The following is a 26,151-nucleotide window of genomic DNA, read 5'->3' as shown; positions in this document are numbered from 1 at the left end:
ACTCAGCGCGGCGGTGATTGGAGGAAGGCGGCGATCATGCGGGAGATATCCTCCTTCAGCACGACCCAGTCGCCTTCCCACGCCGCCTCGATCGCGGAACCGAAGCCGAGATGCCGCGCGAACGGCGCATAAAGGATGCGGAACGCGGACTCCGTCGCGCGGATCGGATCCTCGTGCCGAATCTCTTCCCGCCGGGCCAGCACGGCGGTGATGAACGCCTCGGCCGATTCCGCATAGAATTGCTTGCCGGTCTGCGCGACGACGGGATCGGAACTCGCCCGCACCATCAGCGGTCGCATCAGCGCAGCATGCTTGCGCAGCGTTTCGGCGACGGCATCGACCAGCCGGCGGACCAGATCGGCAAGATCGCTGGCGTCCTCGCGCGCGATGGCGATCTGCGCCAGCATCTCCTCGTTGACACGGCCCAGCACCCGGAACTGCACCGCGTGGATCAGAGCGTCCTTGCTGTCGAAGCGGCAGTAGATCGACCCGATCGAAACCTTGCCGGTCCTGCTCACCTCGTTGAGCGTGAATTCGTCGGATCCACGGCTGGCCAGCAGGTTCTCGGCGGCCACCAGCATCCGCTCGAAGCTTGCCTTGCTTCGGCCCTGCTGCGGAGCGCGCACATTGGTGGCGAGGCCTGCTTCCGCAGGAGCTTCCTTGGACATGCGGTTTCCTTTGCAGGCCGAAGCGGCAGCGTCAACGCTTCCGATTTAGCCATGGACAAATCAGAATTGGCGTTCTAATTCGATTTTGACGGCACCCCCGCAGGAGCACGAATCCTGCCCGCGGGCAAGGCCCTTGCCGGTTGCCGGTCTGTTACCTGTGGGGAGGAATCGATGCGCTTTTCCGTGTTCCTGAACGCTCGTTCGATGAGCCCGGCCGAAGATGGCCGCTTGATCACCGATCTCGTCGATCACGCAACGCTTGCCGCGCAAAGCGGCTTCGAAGCCGTGTTCATGCCCGACCACCACTTCAACGGCTACATGCCGGTGGCCAGCGACAGCTTCATCCTGGCCGGCTATCTCGCCGCGCGCCTGCCCGACATGCACTTCGGCTTCTCGGTCGTGTCGGTGCCGCTGCATCATCCCGTTCGCTTCACCGAACGCGTCAACGTGCTGGACCACCTGACGAAGGGCAAGCTGCTGGTCGGCGTCGGTTCGGGCACCACGCCGGAAGAAATGATCGGCTTCAACGTCGATTACCGCGATGCCAGCCCGCTCGCCGAAAAGAACCTCGAAATCGCCGAGCAGCTCTGGGCCAAGCGAATGGACGACCCGGCCGTGCTGATCGACAACGGCCCCTACCAAGGCCGCGTGCTGCAGCGCATCACGCCCACGCCCTACGGCCAAAACCATGCCCGCCTGATGCCGGTGGCGATGAAGGAAGCGAGCGCCCGCCGTGCCGCCGTCAATGGCTGGCCCGCCTTCATCCCGGCCTTCACCCCGCCCAAGATCGGCGGCACCGAACCCTTCGTCCACGTGAAGAAGTACTTCGATATCTACAAGGGCATGCTGCTTGACGCCGGCCATAGCGACGCGGTGGTCAAGGACGCGCTGTCGTGGACCACGCACACCTATCAGGCGGTCCACGTCGCCGAAAGCGACGAACAGGCCCGCGAGGAACTGGAAGTGATCCTCAAGTCCTACCAGGCGGCGGTCGAGCGCGAGGCGGAATTCAACGCCCGCGCCGAAAGCAACGAGGCCAACACCAAGACCGACCGCACACCCAATGCGCTGACCGACGACTGGATCGGCACCTGGTGCCTTTACGGTTCGCCCGAAACCGTGATCGAACACCTCAAGCCCTATGCCGAACTCGGCATCGGAAACGTGCTGTGCGGCACCACCACCGGTCCGCTCACCGAAGAACGGCTCCGCCTTGGCGATCAGACCCTGCGCCTGATGGGCGAAAAGGTCATTCCGGCGCTGAAGGGGCTGTAAGGTGAAGGTCGTCGGCATCGGCGGAACCCTGCGCGATGGATCGAGCACCGAGCGCCTCGTCGGCGCGGTACTCGCCGCCTGCGCGCGCAAGGGTGCCCAGACGCAGCTGTTCGGGGGATCGACTCTGGCGGCCCTGCCCCACTTCGATCCGCAGGGAGGTGAGCGGACGCAGGCAGAGGCGCAACTGGTCGAAGCCGTGCGCGCGTGCGATGCGCTAGTGATCGGCTCGCCCGGATACCACGGCGGCGTATCGGGTCTGGTCAAGAACGCGATCGACCTTCTGGAAGACCTGCGCGAAGATGCCCGGCCCTATTTCGACGGGCGCCCCGTGGGTCTGGTGGTCAGCGCCGCCGGCTGGCAGGCTACCGGCGTCACGCTCGGCGCGCTGCGCGGCATCGTTCATGCGATGCGCGGCTGGCCCACGCCGCTCGGCATTGCGGTAAACTCGGTGGTGCAGCGCCCCTTCGCCGCCGATGGATCGCTGGCGGATGACGACATCGCCGGCGCGGTTGAAGCACAGGCAACGCAGATCATGGCATTTGGCAAGGTCCCGGCATGACCCTTTCGCTTGAAGAACAGGCCCGGCTCACCGCCGGGGCCACGATGTGGACCACCGGTGCGGTGCCCGAACTGGGCCTGCGCGAAGTTGCCATGGCCGATGGTCCGATGGGTGTGGCCAGCGGCCGCATCGATGAACGCGATGTCTCGATCCTTACCCCTGCGCCGGTTTCGCTTGGGGCCAGCTGGGATCTCGATCTGCTGGAACGGGTCGGCGCGCTGGTCGGCAACGATGCGATCGGGCGCGGCGTCGATGCGCTGCTCGCCCCCAACGTCAACCTTGCGCGCAGCCCCAACGCGGGCCGCGCGTTCGAATACTATTCGGAAGATCCGCTGCTCGCCGGGCTGTGCGGAGCAGCGTGGACGCGCGGCATCCAGTCCACTGGCACCGGCGCGGTCGCCAAGCACTTCGTGTGCAACGACAGCGAGACCGAGCGCGATACCCTCAACGCGGTGATCGACGAACGCACGCTGCGGCAGGTCTACCTCCTGCCCTTCGAGCTGTGCTGCGAAGCGGGCTGCGGCGGCATCATGACCGCGTACAACCGCGTCAACGGCGATTGGTGTGCCGAAGCAAGCGAACCCTTGCGCATCGTGCGCGAAGAATGGCGCTATGACGGCGTGTTGATGAGCGATTTCTTCGCCACGCACTCCACCGCGCCCACGCTCAACGCCGGCCTCGATCTGGAAATGCCCGGCCCCGCCCGCTTCCTTGGCGCAAAGGCCGCCGATGCCGTTGCGAGCGGCGAAGTTCCGGCCGAACGCCTCGCCGATGCGGCCGACCGCGTCATGCGTTTCGCCCGCCGCTTCGGCGGCGCCAAGACCCCGGCAGACCTCGATGCGGACGATATGCTGACAGAAGCGGCTGCGGCGGGGATGGTCCTGTTGCGCAACGACGGCCTGCTGCCGCTCGCCTCCGATCTCGCCACGATCGCGGTGATCGGCCCCAACGCCACCGCCCCGTGCTATCAGGGCGGCACGTTCGCGCGCATTGCCGTTACCCCCGACGCCCCTACGCCGTTGCAGGCGCTTGAAACCGCGTTCGCCGGACGCGCCACGATCCTTCACGAACCCGGTGTCGATCCGCAGCCGCGCCTGCCTTCCTTGCCCGTCGCGCCGATGGTCGATCTTGGCGATGGCTGCAGCGATGGCATGACCGTCGAATACTTCGCCGGGCACGATATCGCCGCCGAGCCACTCACCCGCGAAACCCGCGCGACCAATTCGCTGGTCTGGTTCCACGGCGTCCATGAACAGGCCCGCTTCAACGAAGCCGGGGCGGTGCGCGCGCGCGGATGGTACGTCGCGGCGGCCAGCGGGCTGCACCGCTTCTATGTCGGGGCAACCGGTCCCGTATCGTTGAGCGTCGATGGCGTGCCGATCGTGGTGCGCCAGGAACAGCCCGCCGCGTCCGATATCATGGGTGTGCTCAAGGCTGGCGATGCCGCGCATGCCGATCTCGCGCTCGAAGCCGGGCAGCGGGTCGCGGTCGATGTGGTCTTCCGCTTCGCCCCGGCCCGCGCGCAAGGCTTGTGGTACGGCGTGCGCGCGCCCGATACGCCCGATGCCATGCTCGCCCGCGCGGTCGAAGCCGCACGCAAGGCTGATGCCGTCGTGCTGATGCTGGGCGAAACCGCCGATGCCAGCGTCGAAAGCAAGGACCGCGCCGATACCCGGCTCGATTCCGGCCAGTTGCGCCTTGCCGCAGCGGTCCTCGCCGCCAACCCGCGCACGGCGATCGTGGTCAACGTCGGCCATGCCTTCGATGCGAACTTCGCGACCGATGCCGCCGCCCTGCTCGTCGCGTGGTATCCGGGGCAAGCGTTCGGCACCGCGCTGACTGATGTCCTGCTCGGCACGCGCGAACCGGGCGGACGCCTGCCGGTTACGCTCGCACGCGAAGAGGCGGATTATCCCGCCTTCGACCTCAAGCCAGCGCCCGGTGGCGATCTCGCCTACAACGAACGGCTGTTGCTGGGGTATCGCGGGCTGCGCGCGCGGGGCACCGCGGCGCTTTTCCCGTTCGGCGCGGGCCAGGGCTATACCACCTTCGCGCTTGGTCAACCGCGTGTGGAAGGCGGGCTGATTCACGTGCCGGTTACCAACACCGGCGCGCGCATGGGTGCAGAAGTCGTGCAGGCCTATCTCGTCGACAGCCCGTTCGCGCTTGTCGGCCATGCCCGGATCACGCTGGCACCGGGCGAAAGCGGCGAAGTTGCTCTTCGCCCCCATCAGCACATCCTGCGCGATATTGCCGCGCAAGACGGCATTGCCATCCGTATCGGCCGTTCGGCCGAAGACGAAGCCTTCATCGTCGATTTCCCGGCCGCCTGATCTGGCGGCCGGCGCGGCCTCTACGCGCAATCCCTTTGCCCGGCTGAAGGAACCAAACCCCCTTGGTGGGGGTTGGGCGGGCAAAGGGAAGACACTATGATTGGCAAGATCGTTTCCGCCTTGATCGGCAAGAAAATCGCTTCGCGCACGCCTGGTGTCGATGGTGGCACCGGAGCGGTCATCGGCTTGGTCGCCGAAACTGCGCTGCGTCGCATGGGGCCGTTGGGCTTTGCCGCGGCTGCTGCCGGTGGCTGGGTTGTTTCGCGCCACCTCAAGAAAAAGCAGGCTGCTCGCACCGGCCAGCCCGCCTGATCAGCACGCTGGCCGGGCTCGATAGCCGGCCAGGCTTATTTCATTTCCGTTCGTCGTGCTCCGTCAAATGGGGCAGGCCGCCACGTAGCGCGCCTGCCTGCGGGGTGCTGCGCGCGCCAAAGGCAAGGACCTCTCGATGGCCAAACCAACCAAAGCCGCCAGCACTCCCACCCGCCCCCAGGGTGAACCCGCAGCCCCCGCGCTCGACAACGCGCTGGCAGATCATCAGCCCGGCGGCATCGCCACCTCGCACAAGGATGCAGCCGGCAACGCGGGCGAACTTCACCAGAACGCTGCAGAAGGCAGCCCGCCTGCCGCCTACCTCACCGACAATTTCGGCCATCGCATCGCCGACAACCAGAACAGCCTCAAGGCCGGCGCACGCGGGCCCACGCTGCTCGAAGACTTCATCCTGCGCGAGAAGATCTTCCACTTCGATCACGAGCGCATCCCCGAACGCATCGTCCATGCGCGCGGTTCGGGCGCGCACGGCGTGTTCGAGGTGACCAAGGCGATCCCCGAACTGACTAAGGCCGGCCTGTTCCAGAAGAAGGGCACCACCTGCCCGGTGTTCGTCCGCTTCTCCACCGTCGCGGGCGGCGCCGGATCGGTCGACACCCCGCGCGATGTCCGCGGCTTTGCCGTCAAGCTCTACACCGATCAGGGCAACTGGGACCTTGTCGGCAACAATATCCCTGTGTTCTTCATCCAGGACGCGATCAAGTTCCCCGACCTGGTCCATTCGGTGAAGATGGAGGCCGATCGCGGCTATCCCCAGGCCGCCAGCGCGCACGACACCTTCTGGGACTTCATCGGCCTGATGCCAGAATCGCTGCACATGATCATGTGGGCGATGAGCGACCGCGCCATCCCGCGCACGCTGCGCATGATGGAAGGATTCGGTGTCCACACCTTCCGCTTCGTCAACGCAGCCGGCGAAGGCAAGTTCGTCAAATTCCACTGGAAGCCGGTGCTCGGCATGGAATCGCTGATCTGGGACGAAGCGGTGAAGATTGCCGGTGCGGACCCCGATTTCCACCGTCGCGACCTGTTCGAAAGCATCGACGCCGGCAGCTTCCCGGCATGGGACCTCGGTGTGCAGGTGTTCGACGAGGACTTCGCCGCCGCGCAGCCCTACGACGTGCTCGATGCCACCAAGCTGATCCCCGAAGAGGATGTGCCGGTCCAGATCATCGGCCGCATGACGCTCAACCGGAATGTCGACAACTTCTTCGCCGAAACCGAGCAGGTCGCATTCCTGCCCACCAACGTCATCCCCGGCATCGACTTCTCGAACGATCCGCTGCTGCAGGGCCGCCTGTTCTCGTATCTCGACACGCAGAAGTCGCGGCTTGGCACCACCAACTTCCACCAGATCCCGATCAATGCGCCCAAGTGCCCGTTCCACAACATGCAGCGCGACGGGCTGATGCAGACGCTGGTCCCCACCGGCCGCGCCAACTACGAACCCAACTCGCTTGACGAAGCAGGGGAGCCCAACGGCCCGCGCGCCTGCCCCGCCACGGGCTTCTCCTCGTTCGAGGCGAACGCCGAACGCAACGATCCCACCGAAAAGGTCCGCGTCCGCGCCGAACTCTTCGCCGATCACTACAGCCAGGCGCGGCTGTTCTTCCGCTCGCAGACCGACAGCGAACAGGCGCACATCGCCTCGGCGCTGGTTTTCGAACTGTCCAAGGTTTCGCTCGAACATGTCCGCACGCGCGTGCTCTCGCGCCTGCGCAATGTCGATGAAACGCTCGCCCGGCGCGTTGCCGATGGCCTTGCCATGCCGCTTCCCGAAGCGGCCCCCGCCGCGCGCGAACCGGTCGAAATGAAGCCGTCGGACGCGCTCTCGATCCAGAAGAACGCCAAGGCCACGTTCGAAGGCCGCAAGCTCGGCATCCTCTTCGCCGAAGGATCGGACAAGGCCACGATCGACAAGCTCAAGGCCGATGTCGAAGCCGCCGGCGGCTCGGTCTTTCTTGTCGCGCCCAAGGTCGGCGGGTTGCAGGTCAAGGGCGGCACGCTCAAGGCCGATGGCAAGCTTGACGGCTCGCCCTCGGTCATGTTCGACGCGGTCGCGTCTGTGCTGATGCCGGCCGAGGCGGAAAAGCTGAGCAAGCAGGGCGCGGCGGTGCAATGGTTCATGGATGCCTATGGCCACTGCAAGACCATCGCCCATTGCAACGGCACCAAGGTGATCCTCGAAAAAGCCGGGATCGAACCGGACGAAGGCGTGTTGCCCAACGAACAGCTGATGAAGGTCGGCCCTGCCCGCCACTTCGCCCGCGAACCCAAGATCCGCGATCTCGCCTGAGGAGACGACACCCCATGGCAACCAAGGCCTCACCCAAGCCCCGCAAGACCGACCCCGCCACGGCCAAGGCCGAGGCCATCGCGCTCGCCAAGGAGATCGCGCCCGATGTGCCCGTGCGCATCGGCCAGACCCCGGCAACCGATCTGCGCGGGCTGCCCGACATCTTCGGACGCCTGGTCGAAGACCACGATCGCCATCGCGCCCTGCTGGCCATGATCGAGGCGACCGATGGCAAGAGCAAGGATCGCCAGAACCTGTTCGCGGAACTGGTGCGCGAACTCAAGGCCCACGCCGCCGCCGAGGAACAGGCGCTGTGGTCGACCGTGCTGCGCAACCCCGAAACCACCGAGTTTGCCCGCCACGCCGTTGCCGAGCACAAGGAAATCGACAAGATGCTCGATGACCTCACCGCGCGCGACATGGGCACGCCCAAGTGGATGGAGCGGTTCGAGGCGCTGCGCGAGGAATACCTGCACCATATCCGCGAGGAGGAGCAGGAACAGTTCGTCGAAAGCGAAAAGATCCTCACCGATGCGGATCGCCAGCACATGATGGCCGTGTTCGAACGCCGCAAGCGCGAGGAAAAGGCCGCCGTCGAAATGAAGCCTAAGCTCAAGATCGAGGAAATCGGCTGACATGACCGTAACCCCTGGCGGTCCCGAAGACCCCCGCAACCCCGAGGCCGCAGCCCGCGCCATCGAGGTGCCCGAACCGGCGGGGGGCTGGGGCTCGATGCAGGGTATTGCGGCTACCGAGCTGTCGCAAAAGGCGGGGCCGGGCGCGCTCGAAACGCTGGCCCACCTCAACAAGCCGGACGGCACCGCCTGCACATCGTGCGCATGGGTCAAGCCGCCCAATCCCTCGGCTTTCGAATTCTGCGAAAACGGCGCCAAGGCCACCCTGTGGGACCTCACACGCGAACGCTGCACACCCGACTTCTTCGCACAGCACACCGTCACCGAACTTCGCGCGCTGAGCGCCTACGATCTCGAAAACGAAGGCCGCCTCACCGAACCGATGCGCTACGATGCGGCGACCGACCGCTACATCCGTACCACCTGGGACGAAGCCTTCGCCGCGATCGGTGCCCAGTTGCGCACCATTCCGCCCGAAGCGATAACGTTCTACGCCAGTGGCAAGGCGGCCCTCGAACCGAGCTACCTCTACGCCGCCTTCGCGCGGATGCTGGGGCACAACAACCTGCCCGACAGCTCGAACATGTGCCACGAAACCACTTCGGTCGGGCTCAAGAAGGTGATCGGCTCGCCCGTCGGCACCTGCCAGCTCGACGATTTCGAACACTGCGACGCGATCTTCTACCTCGGCCAGAACCCCGGCACCAACTCCCCCCGCATCCTCCATCCGCTGCAACAGGCGGTGAAGCGCGGCTGCCGCATCGTGGCCTTCAACCCGCTGAAGGAGGCGGGCCTCGTCGAATTCGTCAATCCGCAAAGCCCGGTGCAGATGCTCACCGGCAAGGCGACGCGGCTTGCGCACCTTTACCTGCAGGTCCGCCCCGGCGGCGATCTCGCCGCGCTGATGGGCGTGTGCAAGCATGTCTTCGCGCGCGACACGGCGGCGCGCGCGGCGGGCGAGGCCCCGGTGCTCGACGATGCCTTCCTGGCCGAACACACACACGCCTTCGATGCCTTCCGCACAAAGGTCGATGGCACCAGCTGGGAAGCGCTCGAACGCGCCAGCGGGGTGACCCGCGCCGAAATGGAAGCGGCGGGCCAGGTCTATGTCGAAGCCAAGGCCGTCATCGGCATCTACGGCATGGGCCTGACCCAGCAGGTCCACGGCAGCGAGGCGATCGGCATGCTCGTCAACCTGCTGCTGCTGCGCGGCAACATCGGCCGCAAGGGCGCGGGCTGTTCGCCCATTCGCGGCCACTCCAACGTGCAGGGCCAGCGCACCGTGGGCATCACCGAAAAGGTCGCGCTCGCCCCGGTCGAGAAATACCGCGAAGTGCTCGGCCTCGAAACCCCGCCGCAGGACGGGCACAACACCGCCCACTTCCTCGAAGCGCTGCTCGCCGGGCGCAACCGCGCCTATGTCGGTCTGGGCGGCAACCTCGCCATGGCGGTGCCCGATCACGAGCGCGTCCATCCCACTTGGCGCAACATGGACCTCACCGTCCACATCGCCACGCGGCTCAACCACACGCACCTGCTGCCCGGCAAGCAGAGCTGGATCCTACCCTGCCTCGTCCGCTCGGAAGAGGATATCCAGGCGAGCGGCAACCAGTTCGTCAGCGTGGAGGACAGCTTCAGCCACATCTACAGCTCGATGGGCCGCCGCAAGCCGGCCAGCGAGCACCTGCTGAGCGAAACCGCGATCCTGTGCGAGCTCGCCAAGGCGACGCTGCCGTTCAACCCGCGCTGGCTGTGGGACGAATGGCGTGGTGATTATGCCCGCATCCGCGACCTGATCGCGCGCACCTATCCCGACCAGTTCGCCGACATGGACCGGCGGATGCACGAACCCGGCGGCTTCTTCCGCGGCAACGATGCCCGCCGCCGCGTGTGGAAGACAGACAGCGGCAAGGCCGAATTCACCGATCCATCCGTGCTCAACGCCGGGGGCGACACCAGTCCCGAAGGCGCGCTGCGGCTGGTCACGCTGCGGTCCAACGATCAGTTCAACACCACGATCTACGGCCATTCGGACCGCCTTCGCGGCCTTTCGGGCGAACGCACCATCGCGCTGATCAGCCCCGTCGAAATCGCCCGGCTCGGCCTCGCTGAAGGCCAGCGGATTACGCTGGTCACCGCGATCGAGCCCGAAACCCGCCGCGCGGTCGAAGGGCTCAAGGTCGTCGCCTACGACCTGCCCGCAGGGACGATCGCCGGCTACTTTCCGGAACTCAACCCGCTGGTCCCGCTCGGCTTGCGCGAAAAGCTGTCGGACACCCCGGCCAGCAAAGGCGTGCCGGTGCTGGTCGAAGCCTGAGGTTCAAGCCTGAGCGAGCCAAACAAAAGGGCCGGGAAGATCGCTCTTCCCGGCCCTTGTTGTCTGTGCCTTGAACAGGTCTGGCGATCAGGCGCCCTGCACTTCCGTCAGGTCAACCTTGATGCCCGGGCCCATCGACGAGGACAGGCCGACCTTGCGGACGTACTTGCCCTTGGCGCCGGCGGGCTTCGCCTTGACGATCGCGTCGACGAACGCGTCGAAGTTGGCGCGCAGCGCTTCGTTCGAGAACGAGAGCTTGCCGATGCCGCCGTGGATGATGCCGGCCTTTTCGACGCGGAATTCGATCTGGCCGCTCTTGGCAGCCTTGACCGCATCGGCGACGTTCGGGGTGACGGTGCCCAGCTTCGGGTTCGGCATCAGACCCTTGGGGCCCAGCACCTTGCCGAGGCGGCCGACGATGCCCATCATGTCGGGCGTCGCGATCACGCGGCCATAGTCGAGGTTGCCGTTCTGCATGTCCTCGAGCAGGTCTTCGGCGCCAACCTTGTCGGCACCGGCGGCCAGCGCGGCTTCAGCCTTGTCGCCACGGGCGAACACGGCAACCTTCACGTCCTTGCCGGTGCCCGAAGGCAGCGTGACCATGCCGCGGACCATCTGGTCGGCGTGGCGCGGATCGACGCCGAGGTTCAGCGCGATTTCCAGGGTCTGGTCGAACTTGGCGGTGCCGAGGTCCTTCAGGAGCTGGATCGCTTCGTCGATGCCGTGCAGCTTCTGGTTGTCACCGAGCTTGGCGGCCAGCGCCTTCTGCTTCTTGGTCTGGGTAGCCATGGTCTCAGCCCTCCACCACTTCAAGGCCCATCGAACGGGCAGAACCCTCGATGATCTTGGTGGCCTGTTCGATGTCGTTCGCGTTCAGGTCCTTCATCTTGGCCTGGGCGATCTCGGCGAGCTGCGAGCGCTTGATCGTGCCACCCGAAGCCTTGCCCGGGGTCTTCGAACCGGACTTGATGCCGGCGGCCTTCTTGATGAAGAAGGTGGCGGGCGGGGTCTTGGTCACGAACGTGAACGAACGGTCGGCGTAGACGGTGATCACGGTCGGAAGCGGCGTGCCCTTCTCGACTTCCTGCGTGGCAGCGTTGAACTGCTTGCAGAATTCCATGATGTTGACGCCGCGCTGACCCAGCGCCGGGCCGATCGGCGGCGCGGGCTTGGCTTCGCCTGCAGAAACCTGCAGCTTGATATAGCCTTCAATCTTCTTGGCCACAGGGGCCTCCTTTCTTCCTGTCGCCCGCAAGGCGGGCTCAGAGTGAGCGGTCAGGCGAGAAGCAATGCCCCTCTTCCGCGCGGAATCGCGCGGACGCCCCGGCGGGGAATCCGTACGAAGGCTGGCCCCTTACCGGCATCGTCCCGCAAACGCAAGCGCACAGCCGCTTTGCGCGTCATCGCGAACCTGATACCGGCGCGCGATGCGCATTGCCCTGATCGCCACGCACCATGCCGACTACGCGGCCAGCCTCGCGGTCGCGCTGGCCGAACGGCACGATGTGATGCTGGTGCTCAGCCGCCGCAACAGCGGCCGCCAGATCCGGCCCGAATCGCTCGAATGGCTGCGCCGCCGCCTCACGCTGCACATCGTGCCGCATCACCTTGCCCCGCTGCAGCCGGTGATCGCGGCGCTCTGCGCCCGGCACATCGCCCGTTTCCGCCCCGACGTGGTCCATGTCCAGGAACACCCCACGCGCTCGATGGCGCAACTCGCCCGGCTGCTGCGCGGCAAGCTGCCGTTCGTCACCACGGTGCACGATCCGCTGCCCCACAGCGGCAACGACGACAAGGCCGCCCGCACCTTCGCTCGCGCCTATGCCACCCTGCGCGCGGCGAGCGACCGCCTGATCGTCCATGGCGAAAGCCTGGTCGATGATCTTGCCGGCACCGGGCCCCGGCGCGACCGGATCGCGGTGATCCCGCACGGCGTCCTGCACTTCGGCCGCCACGGCGCCGCAATGGCGCCCACCGCGCCCGATCCGCGCCGCCTGATCTTCTTCGGCCGGATGGAAGCCTACAAGGGGCTCGCCGAACTGCTCGATGCCAACGACCTGTGGCTGGCCCAGGGCGTGCCTGTCCAGCTGCTCGTCGCCGGCGCCGGGCCCGAAGCCACGCGCCTTGCCGCGCGCATGGCCGCTGCTCCCAACATCACGCGAATGCCGGGGCGGATCGAACAGGATGAACTGGAACGCCTTGTCGCCGGCTCGGCCGCAGCGGTGCTGCCCTATCGCGATGCCACGCAAAGCGGCGTCATCGCCAGCACCTATGGCGCGGGCCGTCCGGTGATCGCCACGCGCGTCGGGGCGCTGGCCGAAGCGGTGCAGGATGGGGGGCTGATGGTGCCGTCGGGCGATGTGCCCGCGCTGGCTGAAGCAGGGCGGCGGCTGTTCGAAGAACCGGACCTGCTGCAAACGCTGGAACGGGCGGTGCACGCTCGCCGCACGGGCGACTTGTCGTGGGCGGACATCGCCCGCCGCACCGCCGAACTCTATGCAGCGGCGGGCGCGGGGCGGGCCTGAACCCGCCCGCGCCGTGCGCGCTTACTTGACGAGCTCGACTTCCTCGAAGCTCAGCTCCACCGGGGTGGCGCGGCCGAAGATCGACACGGCAACCTTCACGCGCTGCTTCTCGAAGTCCAGCTCCTCGACGGTGCCGTTGAACGAAGCGAACGGGCCGGCGTTGACCTTGACCGAATCGCCGATCTCGTAGTCGACCGCGACATGCTTGCGCGGCTCGGCGGCGGCCTGCTCGCGCGCGCCGAAGTAACGGGCGGCTTCCTTTTCGGAGATCGGCTGCGGCTTGTTGTTGTTGCCCAGGAAGCCGGTCACCTTGGGGGTGTTCTTGACGAGGTGGTAGATGTCGTCGTTCATCGTCAGCTTGGCGAGGACGTAGCCGGGCATGAACTTGCGCTCGACGGCGACCTTCTTGCCGCGCTTCACCTCGGTGACGGTCTCGGTCGGCACTTCGACCGATTCGACTAGCTGCGAAAGCCCCATGCGCTCGGCTTCCGAGATGATCGATTCGCGAACCTTGTTCTCAAAGCCGGAATAGGCGTGGATGATGTACCAGCGGGCCATGTCGTTTCCTTGGATCTCTACCGGGTCAGGCGAGCGACAGCAGCCACTGCACGATGAAGCCGAACACCGTGTCGATGCCGAGGAACAGCACCGACAGGATCACCATCATCACGGCCACGAAGATCGCGGTGGTGATCGTTTCCTGCCGGGTCGGCCATACGACCTTGCGCGCTTCGGCGCGGACCTGGTTCATGAATTCGCCGGGTGTGGTCTTGGCCATCGCTTGTCCCGTCTCGCCTTCGCTTGCCTGAAGAATGGGTCACGCCTTCCGCCTAGGGGACATCGCCGCCCCGGACATGTCCGGGAGGGGCTTGGCGATGTTCCGATGTCGGAAAGTGCTGGTCATTTAGTCGCAAGCGCCAAGGATGGCAAGGACCTGCGCGCTTTGCCCTACGACTGGCGCAAGGCCTGCCCCGCGAGGCGCAGGCGCCACGCTGCGCACGATGCTGCCGGGCGCCGGAACACGATGATGGATGAAAAATCGGCGGCGGCTTGCCGCAACGCCGCTCAGGCGGTCGTTGCGGCAGCGCTGGTTCCGGCAATGGCAGGAGTGGGGGGACTCGAACCCACGGCCCTCGGTTTTGGAGACCGATGCTCTACCAACTGAGCTACACTCCTGTGCCGGAGACGCGCCCTTAGTGGCTTGACGCAGGCGATGCAACCGGCTGACAACGATAAATGTAAGATATGGCCCGCGAGGACCCGATCATCCCGCCCGAGCTGCTGCTCAGGGCCTACCGGGCCGGCATCTTCCCGATGTCGGACAGCCGCGACGATCCCGAAATCTATTGGGTCGAACCGCGCCAGCGCGCGATCCTGCCGCTTGAAGGCTTCCACCTGTCGAAATCGCTCGCCCGCACGCTGCGGCGCGGGCGCTTCACCGTCACCTGCAACGCCGCGTTCGATGCCGTGATCGATGCCTGCGCCGCGCCGCGCGAAGGGGCCGACGACAGCTGGATCAGCCGCCGCATCCGCGAAAGCTATCGCGAATTGCACCGCCTGGGCCATGCCCACTCGATCGAAAGCTGGGTGGCGGGCGAAGATGGCCGGTTGCAGCTGGTCGGCGGACTCTATGGCGTGGGCTTCGGCCGCGTGTTCTGCGGCGAAAGCATGTTCAGCCGGGTGGCCGATGCGTCGAAGGTGGCGCTCGCCTGGCTGGTCGCGGCGATGCGGCGTTCGGGCATGGAACTGCTCGACTGCCAGTTTTCCACGCCGCACCTGATGTCGCTGGGCGCGGTGGAGATCCCGCAGTCGCAGTACACCGCCCTGCTGGCGCAGGCGCTGGGCCGGCCTTACGCGGGCGGCGGTTCTTCGGCCGGTGCGTCTTCATCCGCCGCCGGCGCGGCGGGCTTTGCCGACGGGGCGGGCGTGCCCGAGGGCTTTGCCGCGCTGCTCGACGATGCGGGCGCGGCGGGACTGTCCTCCTCGCCCGGGAACTTCATCGCGCAGTCCTTGACCCACACGTCATAGACCGGGTGCTGGACCACGTTGAGCGAGGGCGAATTGCGGAACAGCCAGCCCGAGAAGACCTTCTTCCAGCTGAGCTTTTCCTGGGTGGTCGCGCGCTCTTCGACATAGAGCTGGACGAACGCGCCGGTTTCGGGCGGGTCTTCCCACGGCGCGGTCTTCTCGCAAGTGGCGAGCCGGACGATGGCATTGCCGATGCGGCGCGATTCGCCGGTGCGCAGGACCAGGTCCTGGGTGATGTTGTTGCGCTTGTTGAGGAAGCCGAGCGTTGCCACGCGGTCCTTGACCGGGGTGCCGTATTCGCTTTCGACCACGCCGCTGGCAGATGCCGCAGGACCCGCGGTCTGCGTCGCTTCGGGCGGAGGGGCGGCCTCTTCCTGGCCCTTGCACCCGGAAACCACCGCCGCGCCGAGCAGCAGCACGAATGCCGGCTTGGCGGCGCGGAACATCAGGCTTCTGGCGACGCTTCGGGAGACCAGGCTTCGTAGTCGCCGGTGGCCGCAGCGCGCTTGCCGCCGCGCTCGAGCGCGCCCTGCGGGCGATAGGCGGCCGACGTGCCGGTGGCGTTGGGGGTGTAGTCCACTTCCCAGATGCGCGGCGGCGGCAGGTTGCTTTCGGGCACGCCGTCGAAGCTGCCGTGCAGCCAGCCGTGCCATTCGGCCGGCACGCGGCTGGCATCGTTCGGGCCGTTGTAGATCACCCAGCGGCGTTCGCGGCCGGCGAAGGGGTGGCCCTTGGGATAGGGCTTCTTCGCGCGGTAGTACTTGTTGCCCTGTGCGTCGGTGCCGACCTGCTCGCCATTGCGCGCGCTGTCGAGCATGGTGCCGAAGGTGGCGCCGTCCCACCAGGTGAAGATCTTGCCGAGGATGCTCATGGGCCCTGCGCTTAGCCGCGAACGGGGGGAGTCGGCAAGCGCAGGATGCGCCCTATGCCACCCTTAACCGGCACGAGCGCCGCGCTTGCCATTCCGCTTACCATTCCACCAGCGTGCCGGGCCCGATGCCGAGTTCCTTCGCACGCCCGGCGTTCAGCTCCAGCACGGCGGCAGCCGGCGCGTCGGCGGGCAGCGGGGTCAGGTCATAGGGCACCGCATCGGCGGCGATGTTGATCACGCGGTGGTCCGGACCGATGAAGATGATGTCGAGCGGAAGGATCGTGTTCTTCATCCAGAAGGCCACGCGCTGCGGCGGATCGTAAGGAAAGATCATGCCTTCGTCCGCGCCCATCACCTTGCGGAACATCAGCCCGCGTTCCTGCTGCGGCAGGGTTTCGGCGACTTCGACGGTGAAGGCATGGCGCCCTGCGGCCGTCACTGCGGTCAGCGGGATGACCTTGAGCCCGGCGGCGCTGACCTTTTGCGTCGCCCCATCGGGTGCCGATGCGGGCGCTGCGGCCACGGCCTTGGCCGCGCCCTGCCGCGCATCGGCGGGCGAACAGGCCGCCAGCGCGCCGGCAATCCCGGCGACAAGCGCCAGTGACACGAACCTAGTCGAAATCTTCATCAACCCAACTTTCCGCTTCTTCGATGGTGCGAGCATCGACCATGGCCCGCGCGCTGGCAAGGGGGTGGCCGGCGCGCAGCATGGCCGCCACCTGCTTTTCGCGCGCGGCGGGATCGTGGCGCCCCCCGCCTGAATCGCGCCCGAACGGCCCGAACCGCCGCTTGCGCGCCATGACCAGCGCGGCTTCGCGCCGTTCGCGCGCCGAGCCGAGCCCATCATCGCGAAGCCCTTCGCCGATTCCGGCCGCGCCCAGCGCCTGCCCGATCCGCCGCGCGCCATAGCCTCGGCGCAGCAGGCCCTGCCCCTTGGCGCGGGCAAAGACGGCATCGTCGACATAGCGCAGCGCCACCATCCGCGCCACGATGGCGGCAACGTCGGGCGCTTCCTCCCCTTCCCACCCCCGTTCGCGCAGCTTGCGCTTGAGGTAATCGGCCAGCTTGCCCGCGCTGGTGGCGAACCGGGCGACATAGGCCAGCGCGAGTTCGTCAAGCCGGGCGGCATCGAGCGGGCGCGGGGCGCGCCTGGCCGACCGATCGGGGCGCTGCGAGGAGGGGGTGCCTTCATCCACGCCATATTCGTGCCACAGTCCGCACTAAATGAGAACGGTGCCTGCCGATGCCGCCGATGCGCGCGATGGCGGGTGAAGACAGTCATGGACCATTCACCTGCGAGCGCAGAGAGGGTTCGCAAGGTAACGACAAGAATTCGGGGTATCGCATGACCGTTCAAGGTTCCGTCGCCGAGAAGGCGGCCCTTATTCCGACTCCCAACGACGATGCGCAGCCGCGCCGTTACGCCGACTTCGACACCTTTTGCGAGGCGCTCGACTATGCGGCGAATGGAGAACGCGGATTCAACTTCCACGATCCGCGTGGACAACTTGCCCGCGTCTATCCGTTCAGCGAACTGCGCGCCGATGCGCTGGTCGCCGCGCACCGCCTGATCGCCCACGGCGTGCAGCCGGGCGACCGCGTCGCGCTGATCGCCGAGACCGGCCCCGAATTTGCCGCGCTGTTCTGCGGGGCGATGTATGCGGGCGCCTGGCCGGTGCCGCTGCCGCTGCCGACAAGCTTCGGCGGCAAGGAAAACTACATCGATCAGCTGGCCGTCCAGCTCGGCAGCTCTGACCCCAGGATGCTGGTCTATCCCGGCGAGATCGCCGAGATGTGCGCCGCCGCCGCCGCGCGGCAGGGCTGCCCCGGCCTGTCGTGGGCCGAATTCGATGCTGTCGCCCCCAGCGATGCGCCGCTGCCGACGCCCGATCCCGACGCGATCAGCTATCTGCAGTATTCGAGCGGTTCGACCCGCTTCCCCCATGGCGTAGCCGTGACCCATCGCGCGCTGATGGCCAACCTGGCCGGCCATTCGCACGGCATGGAGATCGATGTCGGCGACCGGTGCGTCAGCTGGCTGCCGTGGTATCACGACATGGGCCTCGTCGGCTGCTTCCTCTCGCCGATCGCCAACCAGGTTTCGGTCGACTATCTCAAGACCGAGGACTTCGCCCGCCGTCCACTGGCCTGGCTCGACCTCATCAGCCGCAACCAGGGCACGACGCTCTCCTACTCCCCCACCTTCGGCTATGACATCTGCGCGCGCCGCATCTCGAGCCAGACCAATGTGGCCGAACGCTTCGACCTTTCGCGCTGGCGCGTGGCGGGCAACGGCGCGGACATGATCCGCCCCGACGTGATGCAGGGCTTTGTCAATGCCTTTGCCGGCGCCGGGTTCAAGGCGAGCGCCTTCCTGCCGAGCTACGGCCTTGCCGAAGCGACGCTGGCCGTCACCATCATGCCGCCGGGCGAAGGCATCCGCGTCGAACTGGTCGAGGAAGAGCGCCTGTCGGGCACCCCGCGCGACCTGTCCCGCCCTGCCCGCTACCGCGCCATCGTCAACTGTGGCGTTCCGGTGCGCGGCATGGAAGTGGAAGTGCGCGGCGAGAACGGCGAGATCCTTGCCCACCACCACATCGGCAAGGTGTGGTGCCGGGGCAGCTCGGTCATGCACTCGTACTTCCGCGATCCCGAAGCGACCGAGGCCTGCATGGTCGACGGCTGGCTCGACACCGGTGACATGGGTTACGTCAACGAAGGCGGCTACCTGTTCATCGTCGGCCGGGCCAAGGACATGATCATCATCAACGGCAAGAACCACTGGCCGCAGGATATCGAGTGGGCCGTGGAACAGCTGCCGGGCTTCCACCAGGGCGACATCGCCGCGTTCTCGGTCGAGACCGAGAATGGCGAGGAAGCACCCGCCGTGCTGGTCCACTGCCGCGTGTCCGATCCCGAAGAGCGGGTGAAGCTGCGCAACGAGATCCGCGAGAAGGTGCGTTCGATCACCGGCATGAACTGCGTGGTCGAATTGGTGCCGCCGCGCACGCTGCCGCGCACCAGCTCGGGCAAGCTGAGCCGCGCCAAGGCGAAGAAGCTGTACCTTGCCGGCGAGATCGAGCCCTACCAGCTCGCCGCCTGAACACGCTTCAACACCATTGCGAAACACCGAGTCGGCAGGGGGCAACCCCTGCCGATTTTCGTTGAGGCGGGGGCGTTGAAGGGCCTTCCTAAATCGGCCAAGTTGACAAAGTTGACAGACCACAAAGGGGAAAGTGTCAATTTGCCCCTGCCGACGGGGGCGCGCGCCGTGGCCTGGCCGATCGGTTCGACCAAGTTGCTGATTTATCGGGAGAGGGCTGGCGGGCATGGGCGCATTTTAGGCAGGAGATGCGCTGTAGGACATGGGTCAGGGCGAGTTGGAAACATGTTGTGGGCACAGTATGTATACGCAACACTCGGATTTCGCTTACTGACTTCATCCCCGCTTCGTCACCCCGGACTTGATCCGGGTCCCGCTTTTGGTCGCCGAAATTGGGGTTGGAGAGGGCAGCGGGACCCCGGGTCAGGCCCGGGGTGACGGTGGTGTAGGCTGGGCTGTTTTCCGTCGCGCTCCTGCCCGTGCCGAGGAGGATCAGAACGGCACTTCGGCGCCGTCCCAGGCGTAGAGCTTGCCGGTGTCCGCTGCGCCGAGGCCGTCGAGCACAGCGAGCAGGCGCTCGGCGGAATAGGCCGGGGTGAACAGCTTTTCAGGCGCGACGCCCTTCTGGAACGGGGCGGAAAGGCCGGTGTCCACGGTGCCGGGATGCAGGGCCACGACCACGGCTTCGCGGTGGGTGCGGGAAAGTTCGATGGCGAAGTTGCGGATCAGCATGTTGAGCGCGGCCTTGGCGGCGCGGTAGCCGTGCCAGCCGCCGAGCCGATTGTCCGCAATCGAGCCGACGCGCGCCGAGAGCGCGGCGAACACGGCGCGCCGGTCTCGCGGAAGCAATGGCAGGACGTGCCTGGCGATGATGGCCGGGCCGATGGTGTTGATCGCGAAGCTTTCGGCAAGGTGTGCGCCATCGAGCGCGCGGTAGGATTTTTCCGGGCCAGTGCCGTCCGCCAGCGTAAGGCGGCCGGTGGCGACGATGGCGATATCGAGCGGCGCGGCGATGCGGGCGCAGGCGGCGGCGACGCTGGCTTCGTCGGTGAGATCGAAGGCGAAGCCGCGAACCTTGCCGTGATCCCCGTGCCCTCCTCGTGATCCGGCCCAGACTTCGGCGACGTTTTCCCGCGCGGCCAGTGCGTCCACCAGCGCGGCGCCGATGCCGCCGCTGGCGCCGAAGACCGCGCAGCGCAGGTTCATCGCTTCCACGCGTTCCGGTCGGCGGCGATCCGGCCCACGGCGGCCAGCACGGCTTCGTCCTGCGGGCGGATGTCCTGCGGCGCGTCTGCCGGTTCATAGAACGCGGTGGCGAGCAATGGCGCCTTGCCCGGGGGGAACAGAATGGCGATGTCGTTGATCTTGCTGTACATTCCCGGTGCCATATACGTGCCCGTCTTGTCGCCGCTGCGCCAGTCGGCCGGCACACCCGCGCGGATGCGCTTCAGACCTGTGGTGGTCTCGCTCATCCAGCGCAGCAACATGTCCCGCGAGGCAGGGGTGAGCACATTGCCGGCGAGGACTTGCGCAAGGCTCGTCGTGATGGCGCGGGCCGAGGTCGTATCCCGAACCTCGCCAGCGGGCACGATGTTGAGCGCGGTCTCGTAGCGGTCCAGCCGACTCACGGTATCGCCCAGCGAACGCCAGAAGGCGGTGAGCGCTTCGGGGCCGCCGAGGCGCTTCATCACCATGTTGGCGGCAAGGTTGTCGCTGGTCTGCTGCGCCGCCTGTGCCAGCGCGACGACGGTCAGGCCCTGCGGGCCGCTGGCGGCGCCGGTGACGGGCGAGTTGGGCAGCAGGTCGAGCAGCGACCAGACGAGGCGTTCGTCGGCGGGGAGGCGGCCGGCATCGACTTCGCGCAAGGTGAGCGCGGCAAGGCTCAGCTTGAAGGTGGAGCACATGCCGAAGCGTTCGTCCTCGCGCCAGCCGAAGCCCTGCCCGGTGCCGGTATCGAGAATGTACGCGCCGAGCCTGCCGCCCGCACTGCGTTCGAGCCGTCCGAGCATCTGGATGCCGTGGAAGGGCTTGGGGGGCCTGGGCGCCCTTTCCCGCGCCAAGGCGGGCGTGGCGGCAAGCGCAGCGATCAACAGGGCGAAGCGGCGACGGTCGAGCATGGGATCCGGCATGGGGGGAGCGTATCGCCGGTGGCGAGAGGAAGAAAGGGCGAGGCGCCAGCTTCCCGTCGACCTGAGCTTGGGCGGACGGTGGGTGGCCCGGGGCGCTCGGGAAAAGTGGGCGCGCCAATCGACCAACGGCTGTATTGCATCGACAACACAGCTTGCACCGCAGCGCGGGGACGGTCATCTTGGGCGCAACCCGCCCATTGTGCGAGCGACAGGAACACCATGGCCAGTACCGCGACCGAGACCGCATCTCCCATCACCCTGACCCCGCCCGATCCGGTGCCGGTGGTCGCGCCGACGCAGGCCGCGGGGCTGGTGCCGGTGAGCGACGATGCCAAGTCCAAGCTCGAGGCCAAGGTGGATGCCTTCGTCACCGACCTGGTTGCGCAGGATGCGCAGAGCCCGGAATTCGGCAAGCGCGTGGACCAGCTGACCGCGATGGGGCGCAAGGAGATCAGCGCGGCGGCGGGCATGTCGAACCGGTTCCTCGACCGGCCGATCCGCGCGATGGACAAGGACACGGGCGTGGGCGCGGACCTTGCCGCGCTACGCCGCACGGTGGAGGACCTCGATCCCGGCCGGCAGGGCAACCTGTCTTCAGGCCGCAAGTTCCTGGGCATCCTGCCCTTCGGCAACAAGCTGAAGCGCTATTTCGACGGCTACACATCGGCGCAGGGGCACATCAAGGCGATCCTCGAACGGCTCGCGTCCGGCAAGGACGAGCTGCTGATGGACAATGCCGCCATCGACGTCGAACGGCAGAAGCTGTGGGAGGCGATGGGCAACCTGGAGCAGATGATCCACATCTCCAAGGTGCTGGACCAGCGGCTGGAGGATGCGGCGCTCGATCTTGACCACAGCGATCCGGCCAAGGCCAAGGCGATCCGCGAGAGCGCGCTGTTCTATACCCGCCAGCGCACGCAGGACCTGCTGACGCAGATGGCAGTGACGGTGCAGGGCTACCTGGCGCTCGATCTGGTCAAGAAGAACAACGTCGAACTGGTCAAGGGCGTCGACCGCGCCAGCACGACCACCGTGGCGGCGCTGCGCACGGCAGTGACCGTGGCGCAGGCGATGACCAACCAGCGGCTGGTGCTGGCGCAGATCACCGCGCTCAACACCACCACCGCCAACATCATCGACAGCACCGGCAAGCTGCTGCGCGAGAACACCGGCAAGATCCACGAGATGGCGGCGTCGAGCACCATCCCGATGGAGACGCTGCAGCGCGCGTTCCAGAACATCTACGACACGATGGACACGATCGACACGTTCAAGCTGAAGGCGCTGGACGCGATGAAGCAGACCGTGGACACGCTTTCGGGCGAAGTCGAGAAATCGAAGGGCTATATCGCGCGGGCCGAAGGCGCGGCGCAAGCGAAGTCGCTTGGCGGCCCTGAAACATCGCCGCTGCTGTCGCTGGAGGGCTGATGAGCGCTTCGCAGAGTGACCGCATCCTGGCCGAGGCGCGCCAGTCGCTGGTGCGCCAGCGCGAGGGCGGGCGGCGGGTAACCGGCCGCGCGATCGGACAGCGTTCTGCCGAAGTGCGCAGGCGGCACATCGGCCGCAAGGTGGCGCGCGTGGCCATGGCGGTTTCGGTGGTGCTGCTGGGCGCGATGGTCGCCGGGCTGGTGATCGACGGGATCGGCTTTACGGGGCTGGTCGTGACGTTCTTCGCCGTGCTGGCGGCGATCTGGTTCTTTTCGACCTATCCCCGGTTGAAAGTGCCCGACCTTGCCTCGCTCAACACGGGCGATGCGCGCACGCTGGTGGCGCGAACCGAGCTGTGGCTCGAAGCGCAGCGCCCGGCCCTGCCCGCGCCGGCGGTGTCATTGGTCGACCGCATCGGCGTGCAGCTGGATGGGCTGGGGGTTCAGCTCGAAGGGCTGGACGGGTCGCTGGCGCCGGTCGGCGAAGTGCGGCGGCTAGTGGGCGAGCACCTGCCCGGCATGGTCGAAAGCTGGCGCAAGATCCCGCCGCACTTGCGCAAAGAGCAGCGCGGCGGCCGCGATGCCGACGAGCAGCTGGTCGACGGCCTTGGCAAGATCAGCCAGGAAATCGACGAGATCAGCCGCAATCTGGCCGCGGGCGACCTCGACGCGCTGGCCGTGCGCGGGCGCTATCTTGACTACAAGTACGGCGAAGGGCTTGAAGCCGCGCCGCAACTGGCAGCCCCCAAGGAACCGTCGTGAAGATTTCGATCCCCCATACGCTCGGCAAGGAAGAAGTCCGCCGCCGCCTGCACGCCCGCGCTGGCGAGGCCGAGGGCAAGGCTTCGGACATGCTGGGCGGGGCGGTGTCGATCCAGATGACCTGGCTGGACGAGGACCACCTGAAGATGGACGTCAGCGCGATGGGCTTTGCCATCCCCTGCGCGCTGGAAATCCAGGACAAGGCGATCGAGTTCGACGTCGAGATCCCCGCAGGGCTCGGCTTTGCGCGGGGCATGATCGAAGGTGCGATCCGCGAAAAGGGCGACAAGCTGCTGCGCTGACGCGGCGGGTATCAGATGTCGCGGCGGTGCAGTTCTAGCAGCGCCTGCGGCAGGCGGAGCGTGCTCGACACCAGCCGCGTTTCGAGCAGCAGGTAGATCAGCGCCACCATCAGCAGCGCGATGGCGATGAAGAAGCTGATGCCGGTGGCGGTGCGGAATTCACGGCCCGCCATTTCGCCCACGAACAGCGTGCCCACGGTGATGCCGATGGCGATGCCGCTCAACACCAGCAGCAGCAGTGCGTGGCCGATCAGCTGGATACGGCGATCGACATAGCGGATCTCTATCACCACGGCATCGTGCGCTTCGCCGGTCGTGTCGGCGTGAAGCTGCTGCAGCGTGCGCGAGCGATCGACGACGCGACCAAGCCGGGTGGTGAGGATGTTCATGATATTGCCGATGGCGACGAGGACGAACACCGGCGCCAATGCCAGCTGGATGGTCTGGGCGATCATGCCTTCACGTTTTGCCGCAAATGCACGGCTTCGCAAGGGTTGCGGATACGAATGAGGATGGCACGGAAGGGCTGGAAGCCTCTGGCCGATCTTGGACCGGTGCTCCCCATCGAATCCCGTCTGTCCTGAGCCTGTCGAAGGACCGTCCTTGTCCTTTGGGCCTTGTGCACCGGCGCAAGTGAAGAGCAGCCCTTCGACAAGCTCAGGGCGGACGGGGATTGGCTGAGTGCGCGTTGGCCGGTCAGGCGGCGCGGACGAGGATGTACTGGCCGTCTGCGGGAAGTGTCAGCGCGTCGAGGCCGGGGGCCGATGCGCAGTCGCCGGGCTGGAGCACATCGTCGCCAAGGCGCACTTCGCCTTCGCGCGGGATGACCAGCAGGGGCCCCGCATAGGCGGCGCGCAATACGTCGTCGGGCAGGCCTTCGACGCGATGAGCGGTGAAGTACTTGCCACTGGCGAGTTCGACGGTGCCGTGCGCGGGAATGTGCTTGCGCAAGGCAGGATCGAGCTTTTCGCCCTTCGACACGGCAATGCCCTTGTCGAGATGGAGTTCGCGCGGGCGGCCGTAGTCGTAAAGGCGGTAGGTGATGTCCGAGTTCTGCTGGATCTCGATCAGCGAGACGCCCGCGCCGATGGCGTGGACGGTGTTCGCCGGGATGTAGAAGAAATCGCCGGGCTTGACCGGGTGCCAGACCAGCATGTCCTCGATGCTGCCATCGAGCGCGGCGGCGCGCATGGTTTCAGCATCGACCGGCCCGGTGAAGCCGACGCCGAGCGTGGCGCCGGGTTCGGCATCGATCACCAGCCAGCATTCTTCCTTGCCGCCATAGCCGGTGGCCTCGGTTTCGCCCGAAGCAGCGGCCTGTTCGTCGCTGGGATGGACCTGGACCGAAAGCTTTTCGCTGGTGAAGATGTACTTGACCAGCAGCGAGGGCACATCGGCCGGCGGTTCGAACCAGATCTCCCCGATCCGCTGGCCTTCGGGCGCGACGAAGGGCGCGGGCAGGACGTCCTTGCCCCAGGGCTTTTCGACGGTGCGGATGGGAAGCTTGCTCACTGGCCCCTCACTGATTGGCGGCGCCGTGCAGCTTGCCGACGAGTTGAGCGCCCTCGGGCGTGCAGACCAGCACTTCGTCCTTGTCGACCACAACGATCAGGTTCGAGGCGCCGACGACATTGACGCGCGGGCCGTCGGAATGGACGAGGACGTTGGTGCAGTCCTTGAGTTCGGCAGGGCCCTTCACCGCGTTGCCCGCTTCGTCGCGGTCGAGCGCTTCGTGCAGCGCCTGCCAGTTGCCGATATCGGACCAGGCCATGACGGCGGGGACCATCGCGGCGCGGCTGGTGTTCTCCATCACCGCGTAATCGACGGATTCGCTTTCGATCCTGGCGAAGGCGGCGGGATCGGGATGGAAGCGCATCCCATCGGCGCTGCCCGCATCGACCGAAGCCTTGACCGCGTCGTGGATGGCCGGGCGGTGGGCCTTGAGCTCATCGAGGAACGTGCCGGCGCGGAAGGCGAAGATGCCGCCGTTCCACGAATAGCCGCCGTGGCTGAGGAATTCGAGCGCGCGGTCGAGATCGGGCTTTTCGACGAACTTCTCGACGCGGGCGCCGGCCGTGCCCTCGATCGCCTCGCCGCGCTTGAGATAACCGAAGCCGGTTTCGGGCGCGGTCGGCGCGATGCCGAACGAGACCAGCCAGCCGTTCGCGGCGAGCGCGGCGGCTTCGCGCGCGGCGGATTGGAAGGCATCGCAATCGCCGATGTGATGATCGCTGGGGCAGACCAGCATGACCGCGTCTTCGGGCAGGCGCAGCGCGGCGAGCGCGATGGCGGCGGCGGTGTTCTTGCCTTCAGGCTCGACGATGATCTGCGTGCTCGCCCGGTCGGGCAGCTGTTCTTCGACATGTTCGAGATGGGCGGCACCGGTGACGATCACCGGATCGCCGAAACCGGCAGCCTTGTCGCAGCGCAGCACGGTGGCTTCGAACAGGGTGGAATCGCCGACCAGCGGCAGGAAAGGCTTGGGCTTGGCCTTGCGCGAGCGGGGCCAAAGGCGCGTTCCGCTACCACCGCAGAGCACAACCGGAATGATGTCGTTCATGAAATCCCGTCTTTTTCCACGCATACCC

Annotated in this window: 26 protein-coding genes, 1 tRNA gene and 1 pseudogene; 13 read left to right on the top strand and 15 right to left on the bottom strand. The window is 66.7% G+C overall.

Annotated elements, in window-relative coordinates; all coding sequences use genetic code 11:
- Positions 1–2: 2 nt before the first annotated feature.
- Positions 3–668 (bottom strand): TetR/AcrR family transcriptional regulator, encoded by a 666-nt coding sequence (locus tag HHL27_RS01385; RefSeq protein ID WP_169491580.1) that lies wholly within the window; start codon positions 666–668, stop codon positions 3–5.
- A 171-nt stretch (positions 669–839) separates the two neighbouring features.
- Here HHL27_RS01385 and HHL27_RS01380 point away from each other — a divergent pair, with 171 nt between their 5' ends.
- From HHL27_RS01380 to HHL27_RS01350, 7 genes are all read left to right on the top strand, one after another.
- Entirely contained in the window at positions 840–1,943 is a 1,104-nt protein-coding gene (locus HHL27_RS01380; RefSeq protein WP_169491579.1) for an LLM class flavin-dependent oxidoreductase, read from the top strand.
- A 1-nt stretch (position 1,944) separates the two neighbouring features.
- On the top strand, positions 1,945–2,502 hold the full coding sequence (locus HHL27_RS01375; RefSeq protein ID WP_169491578.1) for an NAD(P)H-dependent oxidoreductase: 558 nt from the start codon (positions 1,945–1,947) through the stop codon (positions 2,500–2,502).
- Complete coding sequence (locus HHL27_RS01370; RefSeq protein ID WP_169491577.1) at positions 2,499–4,835, top strand: beta-glucosidase; 2,337 nt, start codon at positions 2,499–2,501, stop codon at positions 4,833–4,835. Before HHL27_RS01375 ends, HHL27_RS01370 begins: the two co-directional genes overlap by 4 nt.
- 96 nt (positions 4,836–4,931) lie before the next feature.
- A complete protein-coding gene (locus tag HHL27_RS01365; RefSeq protein WP_169491576.1) occupies positions 4,932–5,147 on the top strand; it encodes a hypothetical protein in 216 nt (71 codons plus the stop codon).
- Between the two features lie 136 nt (positions 5,148–5,283).
- Positions 5,284–7,464: a catalase gene (locus HHL27_RS01360; RefSeq protein WP_206069313.1), complete on the top strand. Its 2,181-nt coding sequence runs from the start codon at positions 5,284–5,286 to the stop codon at positions 7,462–7,464.
- Between the two features lie 14 nt (positions 7,465–7,478).
- Positions 7,479–8,099 (top strand): hemerythrin domain-containing protein, encoded by a 621-nt coding sequence (locus HHL27_RS01355; RefSeq protein ID WP_169491575.1) that lies wholly within the window; start codon positions 7,479–7,481, stop codon positions 8,097–8,099.
- Between the two features lies 1 nt (position 8,100).
- On the top strand, positions 8,101–10,416 hold the full coding sequence (locus tag HHL27_RS01350; protein ID WP_169491574.1) for an FdhF/YdeP family oxidoreductase: 2,316 nt from the start codon (positions 8,101–8,103) through the stop codon (positions 10,414–10,416).
- Between the two features lie 87 nt (positions 10,417–10,503).
- Here HHL27_RS01350 and rplA read toward each other — a convergent pair whose 3' ends face one another.
- Positions 10,504–11,205, bottom strand: coding sequence for a 50S ribosomal protein L1 (gene rplA / locus HHL27_RS01345; protein WP_169491573.1), 702 nt, complete (start codon positions 11,203–11,205; stop codon positions 10,504–10,506).
- A gap of 4 nt (positions 11,206–11,209) precedes the next feature.
- Complete coding sequence (gene rplK, locus HHL27_RS01340) at positions 11,210–11,641, bottom strand: 50S ribosomal protein L11 (protein WP_169491572.1); 432 nt, start codon at positions 11,639–11,641, stop codon at positions 11,210–11,212.
- A gap of 202 nt (positions 11,642–11,843) precedes the next feature.
- Between rplK and HHL27_RS01335 the strand changes: the two genes are divergently transcribed.
- On the top strand, positions 11,844–12,941 hold the full coding sequence (locus HHL27_RS01335) for a glycosyltransferase family 4 protein (protein WP_169491571.1): 1,098 nt from the start codon (positions 11,844–11,846) through the stop codon (positions 12,939–12,941).
- Between the two features lie 21 nt (positions 12,942–12,962).
- Here HHL27_RS01335 and nusG read toward each other — a convergent pair whose 3' ends face one another.
- The 3 genes from nusG to HHL27_RS01320 all read right to left on the bottom strand — a co-directional run bounded on the left by nusG (position 12,963) and on the right by HHL27_RS01320 (position 14,117).
- Positions 12,963–13,499 (bottom strand): transcription termination/antitermination protein NusG, encoded by a 537-nt coding sequence (gene nusG / locus HHL27_RS01330; RefSeq protein WP_169491570.1) that lies wholly within the window; start codon positions 13,497–13,499, stop codon positions 12,963–12,965.
- A gap of 25 nt (positions 13,500–13,524) precedes the next feature.
- The gene (gene secE, locus HHL27_RS01325; RefSeq protein ID WP_169491569.1) at positions 13,525–13,719 is read right to left on the bottom strand and encodes a preprotein translocase subunit SecE; all 195 of its coding nucleotides are present in this window, start codon (positions 13,717–13,719) and stop codon (positions 13,525–13,527) included.
- A 322-nt stretch (positions 13,720–14,041) separates the two neighbouring features.
- Positions 14,042–14,117 (bottom strand) — tRNA-Trp (locus HHL27_RS01320).
- 69 nt (positions 14,118–14,186) lie between these two features.
- Here HHL27_RS01320 and aat point away from each other — a divergent pair.
- On the top strand, positions 14,187–14,969 hold the full coding sequence (aat, locus tag HHL27_RS01315; protein ID WP_206069311.1) for a leucyl/phenylalanyl-tRNA--protein transferase: 783 nt from the start codon (positions 14,187–14,189) through the stop codon (positions 14,967–14,969).
- A gap of 35 nt (positions 14,970–15,004) precedes the next feature.
- Here aat and HHL27_RS01310 read toward each other — a convergent pair.
- The 4 genes and pseudogenes from HHL27_RS01310 to HHL27_RS01295 form a co-directional block, all read right to left on the bottom strand.
- A pseudogene (locus HHL27_RS01310) lies at positions 15,005–15,415 on the bottom strand (DUF2155 domain-containing protein); the annotation flags it as partial.
- Positions 15,415–15,840, bottom strand: coding sequence for an NADH:ubiquinone oxidoreductase subunit NDUFA12 (locus HHL27_RS01305; RefSeq protein ID WP_169491568.1), 426 nt, complete (start codon positions 15,838–15,840; stop codon positions 15,415–15,417). The pseudogene HHL27_RS01310 and the gene HHL27_RS01305, both read right to left, overlap by 1 nt.
- A 97-nt stretch (positions 15,841–15,937) precedes the next feature.
- Positions 15,938–16,468, bottom strand: coding sequence for a DUF192 domain-containing protein (locus tag HHL27_RS01300; RefSeq protein WP_169491567.1), 531 nt, complete (start codon positions 16,466–16,468; stop codon positions 15,938–15,940).
- Complete coding sequence (locus HHL27_RS01295) at positions 16,452–17,036, bottom strand: RecX family transcriptional regulator (RefSeq protein WP_169491566.1); 585 nt, start codon at positions 17,034–17,036, stop codon at positions 16,452–16,454. Before HHL27_RS01295 ends, HHL27_RS01300 begins: the two co-directional genes overlap by 17 nt.
- A 149-nt stretch (positions 17,037–17,185) precedes the next feature.
- Between HHL27_RS01295 and HHL27_RS01290 the strand changes: the two genes are divergently transcribed.
- On the top strand, positions 17,186–18,943 hold the full coding sequence (locus HHL27_RS01290; protein ID WP_169491565.1) for a fatty acyl-AMP ligase: 1,758 nt from the start codon (positions 17,186–17,188) through the stop codon (positions 18,941–18,943).
- Positions 18,944–19,435: 492 nt separating this feature from the next.
- On the opposite strand, the gene HHL27_RS01285 is transcribed toward HHL27_RS01290, so the two are convergent.
- The gene (locus HHL27_RS01285) at positions 19,436–20,149 is read right to left on the bottom strand and encodes an SDR family NAD(P)-dependent oxidoreductase (RefSeq protein WP_206069310.1); all 714 of its coding nucleotides are present in this window, start codon (positions 20,147–20,149) and stop codon (positions 19,436–19,438) included.
- Complete coding sequence (bla, locus tag HHL27_RS01280; RefSeq protein ID WP_206069309.1) at positions 20,146–21,072, bottom strand: class A beta-lactamase; 927 nt, start codon at positions 21,070–21,072, stop codon at positions 20,146–20,148. Before bla ends, HHL27_RS01285 begins: the two co-directional genes overlap by 4 nt.
- Before the next feature lie 219 nt (positions 21,073–21,291).
- Here bla and HHL27_RS01275 point away from each other — a divergent pair, with 219 nt between their 5' ends.
- Genes HHL27_RS01275 through HHL27_RS01265 form a run of 3 tightly spaced genes read left to right on the top strand, consistent with a single transcriptional unit; the run spans position 21,292 to position 23,563 of the window.
- Positions 21,292–22,500, top strand: a complete 1,209-nt coding sequence (locus HHL27_RS01275) for a toxic anion resistance protein (protein ID WP_169491564.1) — start codon at positions 21,292–21,294, stop codon at positions 22,498–22,500.
- Positions 22,500–23,261, top strand: a complete 762-nt coding sequence (locus tag HHL27_RS01270) for a hypothetical protein (protein WP_169491563.1) — start codon at positions 22,500–22,502, stop codon at positions 23,259–23,261. Before HHL27_RS01275 ends, HHL27_RS01270 begins: the two co-directional genes overlap by 1 nt.
- Entirely contained in the window at positions 23,258–23,563 is a 306-nt protein-coding gene (locus HHL27_RS01265) for a polyhydroxyalkanoic acid system family protein (protein WP_169491562.1), read from the top strand. Before HHL27_RS01270 ends, HHL27_RS01265 begins: the two co-directional genes overlap by 4 nt.
- An 11-nt stretch (positions 23,564–23,574) precedes the next feature.
- Here the strand turns inward: HHL27_RS01265 and HHL27_RS01260 are convergent, their stop codons facing one another.
- The 3 genes from HHL27_RS01260 to HHL27_RS01250 all read right to left on the bottom strand — a co-directional run bounded on the left by HHL27_RS01260 (position 23,575) and on the right by HHL27_RS01250 (position 26,123).
- Positions 23,575–24,018 (bottom strand): DUF2721 domain-containing protein, encoded by a 444-nt coding sequence (locus HHL27_RS01260; protein ID WP_169491561.1) that lies wholly within the window; start codon positions 24,016–24,018, stop codon positions 23,575–23,577.
- A 241-nt stretch (positions 24,019–24,259) separates the two neighbouring features.
- Entirely contained in the window at positions 24,260–25,075 is an 816-nt protein-coding gene (locus HHL27_RS01255) for a cupin domain-containing protein (protein WP_169491560.1), read from the bottom strand.
- A 7-nt stretch (positions 25,076–25,082) separates the two neighbouring features.
- Entirely contained in the window at positions 25,083–26,123 is a 1,041-nt protein-coding gene (locus HHL27_RS01250; RefSeq protein ID WP_169491559.1) for a mannose-1-phosphate guanylyltransferase, read from the bottom strand.
- Positions 26,124–26,151: the final 28 nt, after the last annotated feature.

Source organism: Novosphingobium olei, assembly GCF_012927405.1.
Lineage (GTDB): Bacteria > Pseudomonadota > Alphaproteobacteria > Sphingomonadales > Sphingomonadaceae > Novosphingobium > Novosphingobium olei.
This window is presented reverse-complemented; position numbering and strand designations above follow the sequence as displayed.

Excerpts from the sequence above, each read along its gene's own strand:
- HHL27_RS01385 (WP_169491580.1), bottom strand. The coding sequence starts at position 668 with ATGTCCAAGGAAGCTCCTGCGGAAGCAGGCCTCGCCACCAATGTGCGC.
- HHL27_RS01380 (WP_169491579.1), top strand. The coding sequence starts at position 840 with ATGCGCTTTTCCGTGTTCCTGAACGCTCGTTCGATGAGCCCGGCCGAA.
- HHL27_RS01370 (WP_169491577.1), top strand. The coding sequence starts at position 2,499 with ATGACCCTTTCGCTTGAAGAACAGGCCCGGCTCACCGCCGGGGCCACG.
- HHL27_RS01365 (WP_169491576.1), top strand. The coding sequence starts at position 4,932 with ATGATTGGCAAGATCGTTTCCGCCTTGATCGGCAAGAAAATCGCTTCG.
- HHL27_RS01360 (WP_206069313.1), top strand. The coding sequence starts at position 5,284 with ATGGCCAAACCAACCAAAGCCGCCAGCACTCCCACCCGCCCCCAGGGT.
- HHL27_RS01355 (WP_169491575.1), top strand. The coding sequence starts at position 7,479 with ATGGCAACCAAGGCCTCACCCAAGCCCCGCAAGACCGACCCCGCCACG.
- HHL27_RS01350 (WP_169491574.1), top strand. The coding sequence starts at position 8,101 with ATGACCGTAACCCCTGGCGGTCCCGAAGACCCCCGCAACCCCGAGGCC.
- rplA (WP_169491573.1), bottom strand. The coding sequence starts at position 11,205 with ATGGCTACCCAGACCAAGAAGCAGAAGGCGCTGGCCGCCAAGCTCGGT.
- HHL27_RS01335 (WP_169491571.1), top strand. The coding sequence starts at position 11,844 with ATGCGCATTGCCCTGATCGCCACGCACCATGCCGACTACGCGGCCAGC.
- nusG (WP_169491570.1), bottom strand. The coding sequence starts at position 13,499 with ATGGCCCGCTGGTACATCATCCACGCCTATTCCGGCTTTGAGAACAAG.
- secE (WP_169491569.1), bottom strand. The coding sequence starts at position 13,719 with ATGGCCAAGACCACACCCGGCGAATTCATGAACCAGGTCCGCGCCGAA.
- aat (WP_206069311.1), top strand. The coding sequence starts at position 14,187 with ATGGCCCGCGAGGACCCGATCATCCCGCCCGAGCTGCTGCTCAGGGCC.
- HHL27_RS01305 (WP_169491568.1), bottom strand. The coding sequence starts at position 15,840 with ATGAGCATCCTCGGCAAGATCTTCACCTGGTGGGACGGCGCCACCTTC.
- HHL27_RS01300 (WP_169491567.1), bottom strand. The coding sequence starts at position 16,468 with ATGAAGATTTCGACTAGGTTCGTGTCACTGGCGCTTGTCGCCGGGATT.
- HHL27_RS01290 (WP_169491565.1), top strand. The coding sequence starts at position 17,186 with ATGACCGTTCAAGGTTCCGTCGCCGAGAAGGCGGCCCTTATTCCGACT.
- HHL27_RS01285 (WP_206069310.1), bottom strand. The coding sequence starts at position 20,149 with ATGAACCTGCGCTGCGCGGTCTTCGGCGCCAGCGGCGGCATCGGCGCC.
- bla (WP_206069309.1), bottom strand. The coding sequence starts at position 21,072 with ATGCCGGATCCCATGCTCGACCGTCGCCGCTTCGCCCTGTTGATCGCT.
- HHL27_RS01275 (WP_169491564.1), top strand. The coding sequence starts at position 21,292 with ATGGCCAGTACCGCGACCGAGACCGCATCTCCCATCACCCTGACCCCG.
- HHL27_RS01270 (WP_169491563.1), top strand. The coding sequence starts at position 22,500 with ATGAGCGCTTCGCAGAGTGACCGCATCCTGGCCGAGGCGCGCCAGTCG.
- HHL27_RS01260 (WP_169491561.1), bottom strand. The coding sequence starts at position 24,018 with ATGATCGCCCAGACCATCCAGCTGGCATTGGCGCCGGTGTTCGTCCTC.
- HHL27_RS01250 (WP_169491559.1), bottom strand. The coding sequence starts at position 26,123 with ATGAACGACATCATTCCGGTTGTGCTCTGCGGTGGTAGCGGAACGCGC.